This is a genomic window from Flectobacillus rivi, from assembly GCF_030056655.1.
Taxonomy (GTDB): Bacteria; Bacteroidota; Bacteroidia; order Cytophagales; family Spirosomataceae; genus Flectobacillus; species Flectobacillus rivi.
In genome coordinates this window covers 75,836-96,365 of sequence record NZ_JASHIE010000010.1, presented here as the reverse complement: position 1 = coordinate 96,365, position 20,530 = coordinate 75,836, and the positions used below count along the sequence as shown (strand labels likewise).

The 20,530-nt window shown below is 37.5% G+C and carries 16 protein-coding genes; 7 read left to right on the top strand and 9 right to left on the bottom strand.

The window, feature by feature from the left end:
* Nucleotides 1-3 precede the first annotated feature (3 nt).
* The 5 genes from QM481_RS14765 to QM481_RS14745 all read left to right on the top strand — a co-directional run bounded on the left by QM481_RS14765 (nucleotide 4) and on the right by QM481_RS14745 (nucleotide 5,623).
* Entirely contained in the window at nucleotides 4-1,176 is a 1,173-nt protein-coding gene (locus QM481_RS14765; RefSeq protein WP_283382286.1) for an O-antigen polymerase, read from the top strand.
* A 70-nt stretch (nucleotides 1,177-1,246) separates the two neighbouring features.
* Nucleotides 1,247-2,161 carry a glycosyltransferase family 2 protein gene (locus QM481_RS14760; RefSeq protein WP_283382285.1) on the top strand — a complete coding sequence of 305 codons (915 nt, stop codon included), beginning with the start codon at nucleotides 1,247-1,249 and terminating at the stop codon, nucleotides 2,159-2,161.
* Between the two features lie 41 nt (nucleotides 2,162-2,202).
* Nucleotides 2,203-3,381, top strand: coding sequence for a glycosyltransferase (locus QM481_RS14755; protein ID WP_283382284.1), 1,179 nt, complete (start codon nucleotides 2,203-2,205; stop codon nucleotides 3,379-3,381).
* A 305-nt stretch (nucleotides 3,382-3,686) separates the two neighbouring features.
* A complete protein-coding gene (locus QM481_RS14750; RefSeq protein WP_283382283.1) occupies nucleotides 3,687-5,084 on the top strand; it encodes a coiled-coil domain-containing protein in 1,398 nt (465 codons plus the stop codon).
* A 47-nt stretch (nucleotides 5,085-5,131) separates the two neighbouring features.
* The gene (locus QM481_RS14745; protein ID WP_283382282.1) at nucleotides 5,132-5,623 is read left to right on the top strand and encodes a T9SS type A sorting domain-containing protein; all 492 of its coding nucleotides are present in this window, start codon (nucleotides 5,132-5,134) and stop codon (nucleotides 5,621-5,623) included.
* Between the two features lie 121 nt (nucleotides 5,624-5,744).
* Here QM481_RS14745 and QM481_RS14740 read toward each other — a convergent pair whose 3' ends face one another.
* From QM481_RS14740 to QM481_RS14730, 3 genes are all read right to left on the bottom strand, one after another.
* Nucleotides 5,745-7,127, bottom strand: coding sequence for an efflux RND transporter periplasmic adaptor subunit (locus tag QM481_RS14740; RefSeq protein WP_166549911.1), 1,383 nt, complete (start codon nucleotides 7,125-7,127; stop codon nucleotides 5,745-5,747).
* Nucleotides 7,128-7,221: 94 nt separating this feature from the next.
* Nucleotides 7,222-8,685, bottom strand: a complete 1,464-nt coding sequence (locus QM481_RS14735) for a TolC family protein (RefSeq protein ID WP_166549910.1) — start codon at nucleotides 8,683-8,685, stop codon at nucleotides 7,222-7,224.
* Nucleotides 8,686-8,845: 160 nt separating this feature from the next.
* Complete coding sequence (locus QM481_RS14730) at nucleotides 8,846-9,538, bottom strand: M15 family metallopeptidase (RefSeq protein ID WP_283382281.1); 693 nt, start codon at nucleotides 9,536-9,538, stop codon at nucleotides 8,846-8,848.
* Between the two features lie 300 nt (nucleotides 9,539-9,838).
* On the opposite strand from QM481_RS14730, the gene QM481_RS14725 reads away from it, so the two are divergent.
* Together QM481_RS14725 and QM481_RS14720 are read left to right on the top strand one after the other, a co-directional pair.
* Complete coding sequence (locus QM481_RS14725; protein WP_283382280.1) at nucleotides 9,839-11,602, top strand: ABC transporter ATP-binding protein; 1,764 nt, start codon at nucleotides 9,839-9,841, stop codon at nucleotides 11,600-11,602.
* A gap of 50 nt (nucleotides 11,603-11,652) precedes the next feature.
* Nucleotides 11,653-12,588 (top strand): hypothetical protein, encoded by a 936-nt coding sequence (locus QM481_RS14720; RefSeq protein ID WP_283382279.1) that lies wholly within the window; start codon nucleotides 11,653-11,655, stop codon nucleotides 12,586-12,588.
* Between the two features lie 248 nt (nucleotides 12,589-12,836).
* Here the strand turns inward: QM481_RS14720 and QM481_RS14715 are convergent, their stop codons facing one another.
* The 6 genes from QM481_RS14715 to QM481_RS14690 form a co-directional block, all read right to left on the bottom strand.
* Entirely contained in the window at nucleotides 12,837-13,499 is a 663-nt protein-coding gene (locus QM481_RS14715) for a DUF3267 domain-containing protein (RefSeq protein WP_283382278.1), read from the bottom strand.
* 49 nt (nucleotides 13,500-13,548) lie between these two features.
* Nucleotides 13,549-14,811 (bottom strand): threonine ammonia-lyase, encoded by a 1,263-nt coding sequence (ilvA, locus tag QM481_RS14710; RefSeq protein WP_283327983.1) that lies wholly within the window; start codon nucleotides 14,809-14,811, stop codon nucleotides 13,549-13,551.
* 509 nt (nucleotides 14,812-15,320) lie between these two features.
* Nucleotides 15,321-16,364 (bottom strand): ketol-acid reductoisomerase, encoded by a 1,044-nt coding sequence (gene ilvC, locus QM481_RS14705; RefSeq protein ID WP_166549901.1) that lies wholly within the window; start codon nucleotides 16,362-16,364, stop codon nucleotides 15,321-15,323.
* A gap of 363 nt (nucleotides 16,365-16,727) precedes the next feature.
* Complete coding sequence (gene ilvN, locus QM481_RS14700; RefSeq protein ID WP_095161261.1) at nucleotides 16,728-17,261, bottom strand: acetolactate synthase small subunit; 534 nt, start codon at nucleotides 17,259-17,261, stop codon at nucleotides 16,728-16,730.
* Between the two features lie 179 nt (nucleotides 17,262-17,440).
* A complete protein-coding gene (ilvB, locus tag QM481_RS14695; protein WP_374760912.1) occupies nucleotides 17,441-19,186 on the bottom strand; it encodes a biosynthetic-type acetolactate synthase large subunit in 1,746 nt (581 codons plus the stop codon).
* 67 nt (nucleotides 19,187-19,253) lie between these two features.
* A complete protein-coding gene (locus tag QM481_RS14690) occupies nucleotides 19,254-20,396 on the bottom strand; it encodes a hypothetical protein (protein ID WP_283382277.1) in 1,143 nt (380 codons plus the stop codon).
* Nucleotides 20,397-20,530 lie beyond the last annotated feature (134 nt).

Sequence of the window (20,530 nt, the reverse complement as noted above, 5' to 3'; positions counted from 1 at the left end):
ATTATGACATTAGCTTTACTTTTGATATTATTGATAGGAAACAGTCTACTTTACAGAAGCCTGCTGAATCCTATCGTAATACAAACAGGGTTATGGTTGATGTATTATTTTATTTTTTGGTATAATCAAGCTTATTTTTCTGTTAATCTCGATGATATTGCCCCCTTCATAGGGCTAAGTTGTTTGGGGTTTTCACTGGGAGGTTTGATCTGTTGGGGGCTATACCAAAAAGTAATACCCGAAATAACTATTGCTGAGCCTCTTGATGACGATACGCTTTTAGTAAAAAATCTTTCCCTATTTTACCCAATCGTTTTACTTTCTTTGGCGCTTACTCTTCCGATGGTGCTGAAAGAGGTAGGACAATTTTCATGGGGTGATATTCAAGAATTACGGAATACCTTAGTCGAAAATGATGGAAAACGTTTTGGACTTTACGGGTTGATTCAAACCTTGAGTTCCGTTTATTTGGTTTTGTTACTGACCCATACCTCTTTTTCTTGGCGCAATGGCATCCTATTGGGAGCGTTTTTAGTTTATACCTATTTGCTAGGCTCACGTGGACAATTGATTTTTTTTGTGGTGCCTTTGGCTTATGATTTACTTTGGAAAAACAAAATTTCGGCAAGACAAGCCATACTGGGAAGTCTCATGCTTATAAGCTTGATTGTACTTATTACGATAGGTAGAGCTTCTGATTTTTCGGGGGAATCCATTATTCCTATGTTATTGACTTATTCGGTGGCATCACTGCCCGCTCTGAGTTTGGCAAGCATCGACCCTGTACCGTATTGGGGCTATTATACTTTTCGAGTAGTGTGGCTTTGGATAGGGCGTTTGGGTTTTAATATTCCTGTAGCACCAGTTATCTCAGAATGGATTAGTACACCACTGCCCACTAATACTTATTCATATCTCAAACCTTATTATATGGATTTTGGTATGATAGGGGTATTTGTTATTCCTTTGTTACTGGGTTTTGGCTATAATCTGCTTTATTTTCGAGCGAAAAGGTTTCATATAACTTCCTGCTATCTTTTGGGCTTTTTGATATATGCTTTATTAATGCAACCCATCGAGGAGCAATATTTCAGATGGCTAACCAATTGGTTTTACATTGTTTTGGTAATGTTTTTTTTGAAAAAAGTAGAGATAAAATGGTTTGATACCAAGTGATTTTTTGATTTAGAAAACAATAAATTTCTCTGGTTAAATAAATTCAATTCACAATTCAGTATTCCTACTTATGACTGGTCAAATTGCGGCAGTAATTGTCACTTACCACCCATTGATTGCTAATATCCAACAGTTACTTGAAAGGCTTAGTCCGCAGGTAGACAGTATTGTTTTGGTAGATAATGGAAGTCATAATGTCGAAGAAATTGAAAAAATATTGGATAATTACCCACAAACTACCCTTATTTCGCTAGCAGATAACCATGGAATAGGCTTTGCCCAAAATAAAGGAATAGTATTTGCTTTAGAAAAACCAGAAATAGGTGGGGTTATCTTATTCGACCACGATAGTTTGCCTGAAGCGCAAATGGTACAACAATTATTAGAGGCATGGAAATTGTTAGCAATCAATGGTCATTATCTTGGTGCAGTTGGGCCTATTTATAGAGACCCACGTACCTTACGCAATTACCCCATTTCGGTTTTTCAGGGATTTCGACTCATTCATAATTATCCCCAAAACAAGGATACTCAGCCTATTTCTGCTTCTTTCCTGATTTCTTCTGGATGCTTAATTGATCGTAAGACTTTGGAGGCTACAGGCTTCATGAATGAAGACTTTTTTATTGATTATATTGATATTGAATGGAGTTTTCGGGCTTGCAATAAAGGATTCGAGCTGTTTGCTATTCCTACGGCTATTATGTGGCATCAGGTAGGCGACGACCGTCTGAAGGTTTTAGGAAGAGAAATTTCGATACATAGCCCTTTAAGAAGATATTATTTGGCTCGCAATTCGATATTAATGCTTAAGCAACCACATATTCATTGGCAATATAAAGTCCGAGAACTCTTCTATACCGTATCTAGAGTGGTTGTTTATATAGCCTTAGTTCCACAAAAAAGAAAATATCTCAAGTACATTCTTTATGGCTGGTACGATGGTATCGTCAATAGAGTGGGTAAGTCTAGGTTATCTTCCTAGTTATTGAGCCATCATTTTGCCTAGTATAGTTTATGAAATTTATGTTTATTATTTCCGATGTAGGGAGTTTTAATATTTTTCTATCGGAATTGTCTTTATCGATTTTCGAACATTTTCCAGACATCGAGCTGCATATTATTTGCTCGGCTGAAAAAACCATAGATATACCCAATCTCTATTCTTTCAATCACCTCAATATCCATTTTCATTATTTAGGTATTCCACGAAGTCTTCGTATCAAGCACGAATTACAAGTAGCTTGGCAGATTCGGCGCTTGGTGGCAGACATCAAGCCTGATTTGGTGCATGCACATTTTACTACGGGCATATTCCCTACGATTCTTTTTCGGAAAATGGGTATTCCTTATTGGGGTACATTTCACGGATTAGGGCTCAATAGTAGCTCTGGCTGGAAAAAAGGACTTTTTTATTTTTTGGAAAATCATTGTTTTCAAAAACTTGATAAAATTATTTTGCTCAACCAACCCGATGTAAAAATTGTCCAAACAGTTTATAAAAACAAAGTATATAAGCATCAAAGTCTTGGTTTGGGATGTAATTTAGAAAAATTTAATCCTCATAATTTTTCAGAAAACATACGAGTAACCTTACGTCAAGCTTTAGGGATTCAGCAACAAAAGGTCATTGCTTTTACAGGACGCTTTGTCGCATTCAAGGGCTTTCATATTGTCGTAAAGACTTTTCTACAACTGGCACAAAGTTATCCACAGCAATTTAAGTTATTGTTGATAGGTGGTCTTGATCCAGTGCATTCGAGCGGGCTCAGTACCTCGCAGTGGACATATATCGAACAACATCCAGATATTACGATAACAGGGTTTACTTCCAAGGTGGAAGAATATTTGTCTATTTCTGACTATTTTGTTTTTCCGAGTAAAAAAGAGGGCATTCCTGTATGTGTACTCGAAGCCTTGGCAATGGGTATACCAGTGATTGCTTCGGATAGTCGAGGGAATAATGAAGTGATCGAGCATTTGCATAATGGCGTTCTTATCCCTCCATCACCAGATCACGAGGAAGAAATAGTAGGTATTATTCAATCTATCGAGTTATTAGAAAAGAATACCCAACTTTATCAAGCCTTAAAATCCCAAGCTCTAGCAAGCAGAAGTACCTATTCGAGAGAAAACTTTATTAATGACTCTATTGCTATTTATAAAAATAGTTTTTGTGAGTCATCAAAATTTCAATTTCATTAAAGAATATGCTAATTTCAATGTATTCAATCGGTAACTCATTCATCACAAACGACTTGATACATTTTTGGCAAGAAGATTGTTGAAAATATTAAGTAACTGCTAATAACTTGCTTGGTGGGTTATTTCTTTAATCTTCATCTGGTATCTTAAAACACTCCATTATACTAACCACCCTTTAATTTGATGAGTCTAATGCCCGAATACTCTTTCGTAAAGGATTTGTTTGGCATAGTCTATTGAACAGTTTTAACTTGGAGAATAGTCTTTGATAAAGACTGTGCTCTTTTTATTTGTCCTAAGTAAACATGAAACGCTACTACTCTCTATTACTAGTGATACTTGGTATCACTTTCAGCACATTTTCGCAGACCATAACCGCTCCTTATGGTCAAAGCCTGACTATTAATAACCCCCTCGATATTGCGGGTGGTAGTATTAATATCATGTCGGATAGTGCCTACAAAATCGGAGGAAAGCCTATCCTGAGTATTGCAGGTATTGCCAATGTTTTGCTAGGTGATGGCGCAGGCTTTAATAATCAAGGGTCAAATAATATTTTTATTGGAAAAACGGCTGGTTTTCTGAATGCATCAGGTTTTGCTAATACTTTTATTGGCGAATCGGCAGGGTATTCAAACACGACTGGCAATAACAATATGTTTTTGGGAACTGCCGCAGGACTGTCCAATGCGGTGGGCTACTCCAATACCTTTATTGGTGTCAACGCAGGGCGACGCTCTTTGGCGAATGGCAACGCCTATATCGGTACAGCAAGTGGTATCAATACCATTACTGGGAATAATAACACAGGACTAGGTACTTTGACAGGGCAAGATAATGTATCTGGCTCGCAGAATACCTTTGTGGGATTTAGCTCTGGTAGTAAACTCATGTCGGGCGACTATAACACTTTCATTGGTGCATTAACAGGTGTGGCTTCGAGTGCAAGTAATATCACCAACGCCACGGCTATTGGTGCTAATACCGAATTGGCTATATCGAACTCGATTGTATTGGGCAACAATGCTAGCGTTGGAATCGGTACGAATGACCCTGTTACCAATGGCGCAAAATTGGTCATTGTAGGGGCTGGAAATAACGCCAATGTTCTACAATTGAGGAACATCCCGACCCGTAATACTGTCAACGGATTAAGACAGCTTTTTGCTGATGAAGCAGGGAACCTTGTTACATTTCAAATGACAACCACTGCCAATAGTTACCCAGAGGTCAAATTGATGACTAATAGCATTAATAATATCCTTTGGACTAGTAATGAATCAGGTTTTTTAAAGAATAACAGTATTAGAGGAGTGGTGATTGGAGATGGTATTAATTCTTTGCCCGAAGGCTATAATTTGTATGTGTCTGAGGGTATTTTGACGGAACAAGTAAAGGTAGCTTTGAAAAATACAGAAGATTGGGCAGACCATGTTTTTTCAAAAAAACATCGTTTAATGCCGTTACAAAAAGTAGAAGATTATATCAAAAAGCATCAGCACCTACCCAATATTCCTTCGGCAGCAGAAATGGTTATTTCTGGAAATGATTTGCATCAAACAGATACCAAGCTTCTTGAAAAAATCGAAGAATTAACCTTGTATATGATTGAGTTGAAAAAGGAAAATCAACAAATGAAGCAAGAAATAGAATCCTTGAAAAGAACTCGAAAAGAAGGTTTTTCTCAAAAGAAAAAACGCTAATATTTCTTTATCATATTCTTGCTATTGCCTTTTATCAGCCTAATGTCATGACTAAAAACTACTTTATCGCTTTCTTTATAGGAGTTATTACAAAAGCATATCCTCAAAGTACTTCTATACAGGAAGTACAATCCGATTATATAAAGTCGAGCAAAGCAACCACTGTACCGACTCATTATCGAGCGTCAAAGGCTGTAGTTTTACAGTCAGGATTTAAGGCAAAGGGAAAGAATAGCTTCAGTGCCAAAATTCTACAATTTCCTTTAAAAGAATCCATTACAAGTGTGTCTTTGACAGTTTCGCCCAATCCTGTACAAGACGAATCTTTTATTCATTTCAAAATCCCACAATCTACCCTTGTATCACTTACTGTGAGCAGTGCTTCGGGCGAGCCAATTGTTCAACTTATCCAACAAGAATATAAAGAGGCAGGCGAATATCGATTAATGTTAAACAGTAAAGAATGGGCTTCAGGAATGTATTTGCTACATCTTCAAACTTCGCAAGGTATAACAATTTTCAAAGTAATAAAGCCATAAAAAAAAGCCATCTCCGACAATCTGAGATGGCTTTTCCATAAACCCTAAACCAAACTAAATTTATCTAATAATAATCTTAGTTCATTTTTTAATCATTTCTAGAGATTCACGCCTCTATCTTTTACTTCTTCTCTTTGTTGTCCTTATTAGCTTCTTTTTTCTTCACTAATTCTCCATCTTTCAATTTCTTAGAAACTGTCACATAAGGACCTGAAATGATTTGTTCTCCCTCTGTTAATCCACTTAAAATTTCGATATTATCAAAATCGGAGATACCAGTGGTAACTTCTTTCAATTTAGCATGATTGTCTTTGGTCAAAACAAACACTACTTCTTTGAGCTTTTCTTTCTTAATAACCTTTGGTTCTTCTGAATTATTGCTTTCTTCTTCTGATTTTTTCTCCTGATTAGCTGCTTTAGGGTCACGCGTTGTAACTGCTGCTAGAGGTACTGACAAAACACCATTTTTGCGATCAGTAACAATCTCTACCGAAGCCGTCATCCCTGGTTTTAATGGATAAGAGCGTTTGCCTTTGATAAGGTCAGCATAAGAACTACGAAGAACTCTAATTTTTACTTCAAATTCAGTAACAGCGTCGTTAGATACTGAAGCTGCAGCTGAAGAAGTTGCCAAACCATTAGCAGAGCTAGCCACTTCGTAAACAATACCTTTAAATTTACGACCTGAAGCACTGTAAGAATCCACGTCGATGATTACGGTATCATTAAGACTAACACGGGTAATATCGTTTTCGTTCACATTTACACGAACTTCCATTTTATTCAAGTTGGCAATACGAAGTAGCTCTGTACCAGCCATTTGAGAAGTACCAACAACTCTTTCGCCAAGCTCTACGTTCAATTTTGAGATAGTACCACTTTGTGGTGCATAAATCGTTGTTTTAGTCAAGTTGGTACGAGCTTCTTTCAAGGCCGCTTCCGAGCTTCTTACGTTAAATGCCGCTGCTTGAACGTTTGCTTTTGCTGATTCCAAATCTTGTTTTGCCACAGAATATTGTGAACTAAATTGTTCGTAATCAGAATCAGAAATTACTTTATCATCATGTAACTTTTTATTACGATCAAAATCAGTTTTTGCTTTTAATAAACGAGCTTCTGATTGCGATTGGATAGCCTTTGACTGCTCTAATGAAGCTTTGGCAGAGTTTACTTGTGCTTCGGCACGAGCCAATAACGATTCGTAGTTATCAGGGCGAATTTTTAACAATAATTGACCTGCTACAACTGAGTCGCCTTCACTTACATAAAGACCTACAATTTCGCCAGAAACATCTGGAGAGAGTTTTACCTCGATTTCGGGTTGTACTTTACCTGAAGCAGAAACACGCTCGATAATGTCTGTACGTTTTGCTTTAGATAGTTCTACTTCTGTAGCTTCTTCTTTTCCGATCCAACCATTCTTTTTCGCTAAAATCAACCCACCTACCACTACGACTGCGACAACGGCTAAAATGACCCAGATTTTATTGGATTTGTTTTTCATTGTATATAAAGTTTTGAAAGATTGATGTTAAGGTTTTTGAAAAACGATGAAACATAATAGTTTTTCAAGGTTTTACATTCAATCGAGTGTTTGGTTAAAATGTGAGCGGTTTATTTTGGTAATAATCTAATATCTTGGTTCTAAAAATAAAGTCATATTTGGCTTGAATTTGGTTTGCTTTTGCTTTGTCCAAATTCGTTTTTTGTAAGTTGTAGCTTACAAAATCAATTGCTCCTGCATTAAAACGACTTTCTGCAGCACGGAAAGATTCTTCCAAAGCAGTTACTTGTACGGTCAACGCTTCATATCTTTTAGCCGAATTTGACATATTTGTATAAGCTTGTTCGATATTCTGACGCAAAGTCAAGCGTGTTTTTTGAGCTTCCAATTCGGCATTTACTTTTTGCAATTTAGCTTGACTCACACGAGTTTTGTTAGCAAAACGACTAAAGATTGGAATATTAGCACTCGCTCCGAAAGCATAGTTAAAAGTATTTTCTAGTTGCTTGAAATAACCAACCGTTCCTGCCTCAACAGTACGTGGTGTATTTACAACCAAGGGAATATCTTGTCCATTAAAACTGACCGTTCCTAAATTTTGCTGATTGGTACCATCTACTTTATAGATTTTTTGTGCATTGGACTGGTTGGCACCCGTCGAAGCCGAAAGGTTGATGGTTGGTAGAAAACCAGCTCTGGCAATTTCGATACCTTTATCAGCACTTTTTACTCTCAAATCCGAAGCCTTTACCGTTGGTTGAGTTCCTTCGGCAGTTTGATAGATTTGATCCACAGGAGCTTCGTAAGCTGTCGTAGATGGTGTTGGTACCGAAATTCTGTCTAGATTGACATTGTTTGAGAACTCCTTATCATTAAGTAGCTGTACTAAATTAAGTTTTGCCAAATCTAAGGTGCTTTGATTGTTAACAACAGTCGTTTCTTCGTTAGCAACCTGAGCTTTTAAATCAAGCAAATTGGTCTGTGGTAAAGAACCTGCACGTACTAATTTTTCTGTACGCTCAATTTGCAATTTGGTAATAGCCGTTTGACTTTGAGCAATGATAAGTTGGTCTTCAGCATTGAGAATATTCAGATAAGCCAATACCACCTGCATTGAGATATTCTCTTTCATCGCCTGCATATCCAACTGATTGGCTTTTACTAGCAAATCGTTTTGTGCAATTGTATTCTTAAGGAGATTTCCATTAAAAACCGTCACCCCAGCATTTACACCCAAACTATTGTAGTTGATGTTTCGTGCTACATAAGTGTTGGTAAATGGGTCAAGGCTTCGACCGAAGTTGAAGAATTCACTTACGGTACCATTAGCACCAGGAAGCTGGTTATTTTTAGCTTGTTGATAATTCAACACGGCGTTCTGAAGCTGTATTTCTGACTGCTTTACAGAGATATTATTGCGAAGTGCAATATCAACCGCCTGTTGTAGAGTAATTTTTGGGCCTTTTGAACTAGGAGCCTCTACTGCGTTTTGCGCCTGAGCCTGTGTCCCAGCGATAAGTGCAGCTCCCAATAAAAGTCTGTAAACGCCTGATTTCATATTTCGTTTGATAGTTTTGAGTATTCGCTCTCGATATAGTCCCTAGAGTTTTTTGAATAACCAATACTACGAATGAAAAATCAAGTCATGAAGCGATTTTGGATAAGTGGTTCGTGGGTAAGGATTAGTGGTTTGTTTTCGTATAGACCTAATCTTATTTTTATTCAATTATCTGATAAACACGTTTGGCATCGCTGCGTGCAAGAGCATTGAAATGCCACCATTCATACTTAATAGGCATAAATCCAGCTTGTTGCATGACACTGCGCAAAAGACGACGATTGGCTACCTGTTGAGCTGTAAGTTGCTTATTTTTTAGAAAATATTCTTCGTGACTTGGATAGGCTAATTTGCCAAAAAAATCAAAAGGCGTTCCCATATCTAAGGGTACTCCTTTGCTGGTAGTAATCGTCAAATCAACGGCACAGCCATAATTATGAATTGACTTTTGACTTGGGCTTGCCACGTAGGTTTCGCGCTGGTGCGGCGGGTATTGGGAAAGACTATTCCAAAGAATTTTTTGAATTGCAAAAGGCCGTCCGCCGTCATATACCAATAAACGATAGTTTGGATGTTTTTTTTTCAAAATGGCATTGGCTCTTGTCAGCATTTGAGCTGGCTTTTTTTGTAAGTAACAAGCCGTCATGCAGCCATAAACATCCTTTTTTACAAAATTATCTGTAGTTGAATATTTGAGTAAAACCGCAATGCTAGGGTCAAGGCTCTTGACATTGACCAAGCCTTGTTCTACCATTTTTTGCTCATAATCACATGGAGAAGACTTTTTTCCTTGGCTAAGTGCAATGCTAATAGTAAGCAGAAATAATATATAAAAGGTAAGGATATACTTCATAATAAATTAAAAAGGAAGAGTAAAAGCGAATGAGGAAATCTATGCTACTTTTACTGATTCACCAAAAGTAAGGACTATAAAGGCTTTTGAAAAAGCCAGTTACTAATTTACAATTTTACTAAAATTTATTTTAATAGATTTCAATATCTTAATTGCTATCATTTTTTAAGTCTAGATATTTTTACAGAACTATTTTAAAAACCTTATGGTTAACTCTTAGTCAAAGTCTACTATTGGCCTAGACCAATGTACACCTTTCTATTATTTTATTCTCCAATTTACAATCGCTCATATCAAACCATGAAAATACTATTACCCTATCTTAAACGATACCAAACAACGGTGTGGCTAGCGCTATTGCTAGCAATTATTAATCAAGTTTTTTCCCTTTTAGACCCGCTGATTTTCAGACATATTATCGATAATGTAGCTACTAAATTTACCGAAAAGAATCATACTTTTCAGGATTTTGTAGGAGCTATTTTACCATTGCTTGGCGCTTCTGTTGGAGTTGCCTTTGTGTCGAGGGTTGCCAAAAACTTTCAAGACTATTTTATTAATACTATTACCCAAAAAATCGGGGCAGAAATGTATGCCGATGGGATTCGCCACTCGCTCGAATTACCTTATGAGACTTTTGAAGACCAGCGCTCTGGTGAAACACTTGGCAAACTTCAAAAAGTAAGAGTCGATGTAGAAAAGCTTATTTCGTCGGGTATCAATATCTTTTTCCAAAGTTTGGTTGCGCTCGTATTTGTGACAATCTATGCTGTTTCTGTCCACTGGTCTATAGTTCCTTTATTTTTAACGATTGGACCTCTGATTGGTTGGATTAGTTCATTGCTTAGTAAAAAGGTAAAAGTAATTCAAAAATCTATTGTTCAGGAATCTACCGCTTTGGCAGGTTCTACAACGGAGTCTTTACGAAACATCGAGCTAGTAAAATCTTTAGGCTTGGCGCAACAAGAAATCAATCATCTCAATAGCACGACGCAAAAGATTTTAGGACTTGAACTCAAAAAGGTTCGCTATGTGCGTAGTATGATGTTTATTCAGGGGACAAGCGTCAATTTGCTTCGTGTAATTTTGACCTTTATCATGATGTATTTGATTTATCGTGGAGATATTACGCTTGGTCAGTTTTTCTCTTTAAATATTTACTCATTCTTTATTTTTGGTCCATTACAGGAAATGGGTAACGTGATTAATACGTATCGTGAAGCACAAGTTTCGTTACAAAACTATGAGTCATTATTCGATATTCCAGTGGAAGTAAAACCAGTATCTCCACAGCCTATTCCTAGTATCAAATCACTGGCTTTCGATAACGTTTCGTTCAAACATCAGTCAGCATCTAAAAATGCACTTCGTGAGGTAAGCTTTCAAACAGCAGCAGGGCAAACTATCGCTTTTGTAGGTCCTTCGGGCTCAGGAAAAAGTACTTTGGTAAAATTGCTTGTGGGTCTGTATAAACCTCAAAATGGTCAAATATTGTACAATGGTCATGATGGGCGTACGATAGATTTTGATCAATTAAGAGAAAAAATAGGCTTTGTGACTCAGGATACGCAATTATTCTCGGGTACAATTCGTGAAAATTTACTTTTTGTAAATCCTAATGCTACCGATGAAGAATGTTTGGCAGTATTGAAAAAGGCAGCTTGCGAGCCACTTTTAGCCCGTGCCGACAAAGGTCTCGATACAGTCATTGGAGAGGGAGGAGTAAAAGTATCGGGTGGTGAAAAACAACGTTTAAGTATTGCAAGAGCTTTATTACGTAATCCACATTTATTGATTTTTGACGAAGCTACTTCTGCGCTTGACTCTTTAACAGAAGAAGAAATTTCAGAAACGATTCGTCAGGTATCTGTTCACGGCGAGCATCTCACTATTTTGATTGCGCACCGATTGAGCACTATTATGCACGCAGATAATATCTTTGTACTCGAAAAAGGAAAAATTGTTGAATACGGCTCGCATCAAATACTATTAGAGAAAAAAGGACTTTATTATGCGATGTGGCGTCAGCAAGTAGGCGAAAAAGAAAGTATAGAAATTGAATAAAACCTTGGGGGTGTCGAAATCGGCACCCTAATTTATTGTACCCCAACTTCATGTCCAATCACATTACCCGTTATGAAGGTTTGATTGCTTCCCAAACCTTTGATAAAGTTACCAGTAAGCTACAAAAGCAATTTGTCCAAAACCTCAAACGTCTGGAGGCGCTAAAAGTAGAAGTTGCCGAAGCAAAAGTCTTTGAGCGTGCTGTAGAAGTTCAGGTCGCCAAAGATATTGCTCCTCTGCACCGCAAATACAATCAACGTCTGGGAGATATGCTCCTGATTTTAGATACCCATTATGGACGGTTATCGGAAGAGGAAAACCACAAATTAGGCTTTTATATTGCCACAATGGTTAGTCAGCTATTGGCTTCGGGTTTGCAGCATTTACAGCCTTTATACGAAAAATACCAAGACTACCTCATGTCCAATTCTCAAGAAGTAGACATGCCAACTGAAGAGGACGACGATGATGAAGATATTCCCGAAGAATGGAGTGAACAAGATAGTCGTATTTTTGAGCAGGTAGAAGAAACTTTACCACCTATTACCAACAAAACCGCTCGTTCGATTTATATGGAATTGGTAAAGGAGTTTCATCCAGATTTAGAATCTGATGAAGAGGAAAAGCTTCGTAAAACCAAATTAATGCACTTAATTACAGAGGCATATTCAAAAAATGACCTTTATGAGTTATTAAAGCTTAGAATGACGCTGATTACTGAGCAAGAAAAGCCTCAGACGTTTGTAGAACCACAGCTTAAGCGCTACAATAAGATTTTGATTAAGCAGATTTTATTTTTGGAGAAAGAACTAAAAGATATTCAGTCGGGAGCTTATTGGCAATTCGGTAGAGGAAATTATAAAACAATGGATATCAGTATTATTACCGAAATGAATTCTATTAAAAAGGCTACAAAGCAATTGGAGTTTCATAAACAAGTACTCAAGTCCAAAGAATATGTCGTTCAGTTTTTGAGTAATTATTAATACGCTCTAGGCTATAAGCCATATGCATTAGGCAAAAATTATATGCATGATATTGAGAAATACTTTTTGTTTATGGCATATAGCTATTGGGCTTTCGACAAAAAATCTCCCATTAACTCAAAGAAGATTTTTTACTTTATGCCTACGGATTATAGCCTAAAGTGTATTAATGCTGAATTAGGACTAATAGTTAGGAAAGATATCTATTAAGCCCCATGCTTAAAGCCGATAGCCCAATGCTAACATTTCTATTTTATCGATACTTTTTCATAAAAATATGATTCGCCTTTTCCCTCAATATCATCATAGGTGTATATTTCACGATGTTTGTTGCGAAGAGCGTATTTTACCAGCATAAAATCACCTATGCAGCCCATCGTGTGAAGCGCTAACAATAAGATAGTTGTGAATTGCCAAGCAGGGAAAAGAAAAATAGCCATGATAAGTAAAGGCGTAATAATGGCAAAAGGCATAATGGCTAACCAGATGAGCTCTCTGAGATTTATCGCAAATTTCTGAGCATACGCATACGCCATCATGCCTTTCCAGCTCCAACCAAAACCTATCTTTGGTGCGCCTAATATTTTAAATACTGCTCCATGAATAAGCTCATGTACGGGCAACAATAATATAAAAAATAGCAAAACTCCGCCAAACAGTGAACTTAATCCATGCCATTCACCTCGAAATGCCGCTGGAGTTATACTCACTAAGCCATAACCAACTAAAGCTCCCAAAAACATCAATAAGATTAAAGGAAGATATTTTGAAAGAGGTTTATTCGTGTTTTCATCTGTTCCTGTACTCATTTCTCTTGCCAAAAACGTACCCATTTCATCAATATGAAAAGCATCTATCAATTCAAACTCAATGTTATTTTGTAATTCTTCGGGTGTTGGGCGTTGAGTCATAAGGTTGAACAAGTTATGATTTTATGATATGAAAAGGTTCCAGATATGATTAAATCAAAAATGTAAACAAATCAGGTTTTTCATTGAGCAGTTGATACTGGATTTTATTTTCTTCCATACGAGTTAGAAGAGGCTCAAAATCCTCTCTGTATTTTAGTTCGATACCTAGCAATACTGGCCCCGACTCACGGTTGGTTTTCTTTTGGTATTCAAAATGGGTAATATCATCGTTTTCGCCCAATACATTATTGAGAAAATTTTTCAAAGCTCCAGCACGTTGCGGAAAGCGAATGATAAAGTAATGCTTCAATCCTTCGTAAAGTAAAGAACGCTCTTTTATTTCTTCGGTACGAGTAATATCATTGTTGCCTCCCGACACCAAGCATACTACATTTTTACCTTTTATTTCTTCTTTTAAAAAATCCAAAGCAGCAATTGTTAATGCACCAGCAGGCTCGGCCACAATCGCAGATTCGTTATATAGCTCTAAAATAGTGGTACACACCTTTCCTTCAGGAACCTCAATAATATCATCAAGGGTTTGCTTACAGATTTCGAAGGTTTTGTCACCCACTCGCTTAACAGCAGCTCCGTCCACAAATTTGTCGATCGTTTCCAATTCTACCACATGCCCAGCATTGATACTTACTTTCATAGATGGTGCCCCTTGTGGCTCAATCCCAATGATTTTGGTATGTGGAGAAAGTTGTTTAAATACCGTAGATGTGCCAGCCGCAACACCACCTCCACCAATAGCCAAAAGGATATAATCTATTTTGACATCGGCATCCTTAAAAATCTCCAAACCGACAGTCCCTTGTCCTGCAATTACGTCCATATCATCGAATGGATGCACATAAGTCGCATTTTGTTCTTCGCAATATATTTTGGCTGCATTTGAAGCATCGTCATAGGTGTCGCCGACCAACTGAATATCGATATGCTCACGACCAAACATTTTTACGGATTTAATCTTTTGATTTGGTGTTGTTGTAGGCATAAAAACCGTACCCTTCACCTTCATTTTATGGCAAGCATAAGCCATACCTTGAGCATGATTACCCGCACTTGCACATACAACGCCTTTGTCGAGTGCCTCTTTTGAGAGTTTAGACATTTTGTTGTAAGCTCCACGAATTTTGTAAGAACGCACAATCTGAAGGTCTTCACGCTTTAGGAAAATATTAGCCTCATAACGTTCTGACAAAATAAGGTTTTCCATCAAAGGCGTATGATATGCCACTCCACGGAGGCATTCTGCCGCATCATAGATGCTTTCGAGCGAAGGAAATTGTGCTGTTTGTGTATTCATAAAAATTGTTGATGGTAAAAGATGTTATCGGTTAACAGTATATCCGTAATTAGTATTGGTCAATAGAATCAATTTAATAAATTCTTTTACTCGATAGATTAAATGTTGGTGATAATGAGAAAACAATTCTGAGTGATGAATGGTAAATCATGAATTAGCAGTGAACGAAGTGTCTATTTCGGATATCGGATGTTGGATTTCGGAAGTATAAGTTTCTATATTTTTCTTTATTTCCAAAATCAGAAATCCCAAATCTGAAACGGTTTGCAATCCTTCGTACATACCTTATTCACAACTCATAATTAAATGACTGAATAGTATATCTATGGGGTACTTTCTGATTGTATTTCAATAACTTTCTAGCTTTACTAAAACACAAATGAGTGAATAATAGATATAAATCCATTACTCACTCATTTTATTGTCAATTTGAGGTGAGATGATTTGAGGATTAAGAGCGAAGTCGCATTTTCTAATCTTCAAAATTCTCCTATTTTCAAATTAAAAAACTAGCTTCTTTCTGGACGAAGGCTACGTACAGCAGCACCAGCTTTCCACATTTCTGAGTCACGAAGCTCTTCTAATTCAGCTTCCAACTTCACGCGGTAGTCAGGTTGAGAGTTCAAAGTGATAGAACGCTCAGCTTCAGCTTGAGTTTTCACAGAGTTGTACAATTGAGCGAATACAGGCTTAGTAGCTTCTTTGAATGGTCTCCACCAGTCCAAAGCACCACGTTGAGCTGTTGTAGAGCAGTTAGCGTACATCCAGTCCATACCGTTTTCAGCTACTAATGGCATCAACGATTGAGTTAATTCTTCAACTGTTTCGTTGAATGCTTCAGATGGAGAGTGACCGTTTTCACGCAATACTTCGTATTGAGCAGCGAAAATACCTTGGATAGCACCCATCAAAGTACCACGTTCACCAGTTAAGTCAGAAGTTACTTCTTTGTAGAAGTCAGTTTCGAACAAATAACCAGAACCTACACCGATAGCCATAGCGATACATTTCTCACGAGCTTTACCAGTAGCATCTTGGTAAACAGCGAAAGAAGAGTTCAAACCTTTACCTTCTACGAACAAACGACGAAGAGAAGTACCTGAACCTTTAGGAGCTGCCAAGAATACGTCAACATCTGCAGGAGGAACGATACCAGTTTTCTCTTTGTAAGTGATACCGAATCCGTGAGAGAAATACAATGATTTTCCAGCAGTCAAATATTTCTTAACAGTTGGCCACAATTCGATTTGAGCAGCATCTGAAAGCAAGTAGCAAATGATAGTACCTTTTTCTAAAGCTTCTTCGATTTCGAACAAAGTTTCGCCTGGAACCCAACCGTCAGCTACAGCTTTGTCATAAGTTTTACCTTTACGTTGACCAACGATTACGTTCAAGCCGTTATCTTTCATGTTCAAAGCTTGACCAGGACCTTGTACACCGTATCCAATTACAGCGATAGTTTCATTAGCCAATACTTCTCTTGCTTTTTCTAATGGGAACTCCTCACGAGTCACGATATCCTCTACCACTCCGCCAAAATTAATTTGTGCCATGATTTGATTTGTTTTTTGGAATTATGTTTTACTGAAAATTATTTACGAATTATAAACTTTACACATTGGATAATTGAGCATATTTAAGAGTATGTTTAAATTTTGTAAGCCATGAAAATTTTGTATTTCCTTTTTCTGAAATCCTATTGTCTGAGCCGTAGGCGAGTTTAGGATTTCTTGACTTTCTTTTGCGGCCGCCGCTGCGGTTACTTTTCTTGTGTCAAGACAAGAAAAGTAAGGAGTGGCGAAAGGAAATATTGTTTCTTCTACAAATGCCAAATAAAATTTTCAAACATATTCTCATTTGAATATTGGAAGGTGAAAGTATTCACAATTCAACACTCACAACTCAACACTCCTCACTTATACGACTTCCCAGTTGCCTTCAGGAAGGTATTCTACCAAGCCTTTTTCTGTTTTACCAACAGCTACGCGGCCTGATTTTAAGTACTCAAGGATCTCCCAGTTTTTGATATATTCATAAAATTCTGAGATTTCCTGTTCGGTACCATTTTTCTCGATTACTACATAATCAAGTCCCCAATGCACCACTTTTGCATTCCAGTCGAGGTTGATTTCTTTGATATTCAAAGGTGTTCCTCCAAGTGGTGTTGCAATTTTGAAAAGGGCGATTTCGTTAAAAACGATTTCGTGGTCAAGGTATCCAAATACCGCTAATACATCGACTACCTTACGGATTTGACGAACGAGTTTTTCAACAGCTTCGCGAGAATCGTGACGGATAACGATAGTAAAACGAGATACACCTACGCGCTCGGTTTCACATACGGTCAACGATTCGATGTTCAAACGTCTACGAGTAAAAATAATCGTAATACGATTGAGTAAACCGATGGTATTGGAAGTAAATATGGATAACGTGTATGTTGTTTTCATGAGTTATTGCTAGTCAAATGTATTGGTTGTGCATCAACGCATTTTAGATTTCCTCAACGTTTCCCCTTTAATAAAGAAGGTTAAAGTACTAAAATACTGAGTGATACCAAAAATGTTCTAAACACTGATAGTTACATTGATGTCATAACCTAGCTTTGAACTTATTTTATCTTTTTAAACTATTCTAAAATCACGTTAGTAACACATGTACCTGCTGGTACCATTGGGAATACGTTTTCTTCTTTTTCACAGATAATTTCCAACAAATAAGGCTTGTCAGAATTAAGCAAAGTATCTAGTGACTCTGAAAGTAGCGCACGATCAGAAACCGTGTGTCCTGCAATACCAAATCCTTTTGCAATCGTGATAAAGTCAGGGTTTTGTAATTCTACGAATGAATAGCGTCTGTCGAAGAATAACTGTTGCCACTGGCGCACCATCCCAAGGAAGTTATTGTTAAGAATGATGATTTTTACAGGCAAGCCACTCTGAGCAATTGTTCCTAATTCTTGAAGAGTCATTTGGAAACCGCCATCACCGATGATTGCCACTACTTCACGATCAGGAGCACCAACTTTAGCACCAAAGGCCGCTGGAAGTGCAAAGCCCATCGTTCCTGCACCACCTGAAGTTACACTTGAGAATGGCTTTTTGAAACGATAATAACGATTCGAAATCATTTGGTGCTGACCAACGTCGGTAACTGTCACGGCCTCACCTTTTGTTTTCTCAGAAAGCATTACAACAGCTTCGCCCATTTTGATTTGGTCGCCGTCGTGGAAAATATCTTTCTTTGTGATTTTTTCGTATTCGATAGCATCGTATTTAGCAAACTCTGCGCGCCATTCTGGGAATGAGTTTTGTTTTACTAAAGGAATCAATGCCTTTAATGCTTCTTTAGCATCACCAACAACTGGAGCATCTGCAAATACGTTTTTATTGATTTCAGCAGGGTCAATTTCGATATGAATTACTTTAGCTTGTTTAGCATAAGTACTCAAATCACCTGTAATACGGTCGTCGAAACGCATACCAATAGCGATAAGCACATCACATTCATTAGTTAATACGTTTGCACCGTAGTTACCGTGCATACCCGGCCAGCCTACATATAAAGGGTGATCAGCATCAACTGCCGACATACCCAACAACGTTGTTGCTACAGGGATACCAGTTTTTTCAATAAATTCTTTTAATTCATCTTGCGCATCAGCCAACAATACACCGTGACCAGCCAAGATATATGGCTTCTTAGCAGCGTTGATTAATTTAGCTGCGGCTTCAACATGCTCTTGTTTGGGCACAGTACGAGGACGATAACTAATAATATCCACTTCTTTAGGGTAGTGGAAAGGTTTCGTCATTTTGTCAGTTTGTGCTGTACGAGTAATATCAATCAATACAGGACCTGGACGACCAGCTTCTGCAATATGAAATGCTTTTGCAATAATTTCAGGAATTTCATCAGCATCTACTACTTGATAATTCCATTTAGTAATAGGCATTGAAATTCCGATGATATCACATTCTTGGAAAGCATCAGTACCTAGCAAATTACCTTTTACTTGCCCCACAATACAAACCATCGGGGTAGAGTCTAGCATGGCATCGGCAATAGGAGTCATGAGGTTGGTAGCTCCAGGACCAGAAGTCACCATTGCTACGCCTGCACGGTTTGTCATACGAGCGTAACCTTGTGCTGCATGACCTGCTCCTTGCTCATGGCGCACCAGAATGTGCTTGAGTCTATCTTGATAATCATAAAGCGCATCATAAGTAGGCATGATGGCGCCACCCGGATAGCCGAAGATTGTATCAACACCTTGCTCGACTAAAGATTGCATTATGGCCTGTGCGCCCGTAAGAAACTGTTCTGTTTCTTTTGCTTTGGGCTCTGCGGTCATGGTTTGTGTCTGTGCTGCCATGCGATTTTTTAATTAAAATGTTGAACTCCGAAGAGTTGAATGCTAATTCTATGTTTTGTGGTTTTGTTTAACGGCTGGATTCTGGAAAATTCCATTTTCCTGCTTTCCAAATTTTCAACCATTCCTTTTCAAAGAGAATAGGAGGATGAGCTTGACCTAAAGTTTTTTGTCTAAATGCTTGGATATTATTTAGATACCCCATTTGGTTTGCTCTTATAATTGGTGTCATTTTGTAGTAAGTCATGAAGCAAAAAATGCTACTACCAATGGCACAAGCAAGTCCAATCAAAAAACTATTATATTGGCTTATTCGAGTGTTAGCAATCATTAATATGATTAAGCATCCAACTACTGCCGAGCCTATTTTGTACCTTGGCGTTGAAATGGCTAAAACTACATCTCTGTTCATTGAAATCATACAACCTGTCGCTATCATTGCAATAAAAAAGGCAAATAGAAAAAGCTGTACAGGTTTCGAAAAAACCTGAATTGATATGAATTGAGCAAATACTAAATTTAGATTTAGTATTATTCCGATCATTACTATTATACAACCTGCAATTATAGGAATCCATTTTCCTGTACTTACACCTGTCAAACTTCCTAAATACCCCATTGAGCCTTGAAGTATTTGTACTGGACTAGAGTTGTGACTTTGATGTTGTACGCCAGATAAATAGATTAATATGACGATAAGTCCGCCAATAGTCCAAATTATGCTAGCTTTTCTTGAACCTGCAATCCATAAGGTAATAGCTCCAGCTGGAAAGACAACCATACCATTACCTGAAGTAAAAGTGGCAAAAATGCCAAATACAAATGCCCAGAGTAACTTTTTTGAACATTGAGGTACTTGTGCGATATTCCAACAACTTAATCCTAGCCATAGATATATTCCAATATTTTGGACAGCTGCCATACCAAAGAACGTATTTTCAAAAAATTGCATTTGAAACAACGTACAACTTATAGCTAGTGCATATACCCATGATTGTTGCATCTGACAAATTGCTCGATAGAAAATACTAGCAAGACCTATTAAGGTAAGATTACCAATCAATAATACTTTGTATATATCAACAGCTCCGTTGTTTGTTGCGCCTACCAGCCAAAAAACTAGTCTTGTCAATACTATCCTATGTTCATTATGTGGAGTAAACCAAACTACTATTTTTTCTTTAAGGGATATAGCTTTATCTATATCAACCATTATTGTCAAAACTGCGAAATCGTCTAATTGCGGGCAGTCGACTCCCCAAAACCAAACCCACGTGTAATAGACTAAGACTGGGAGTAAAATAAGCATAACATTCCACCACTTTAGGATTGATGTTTGCTTTTTCT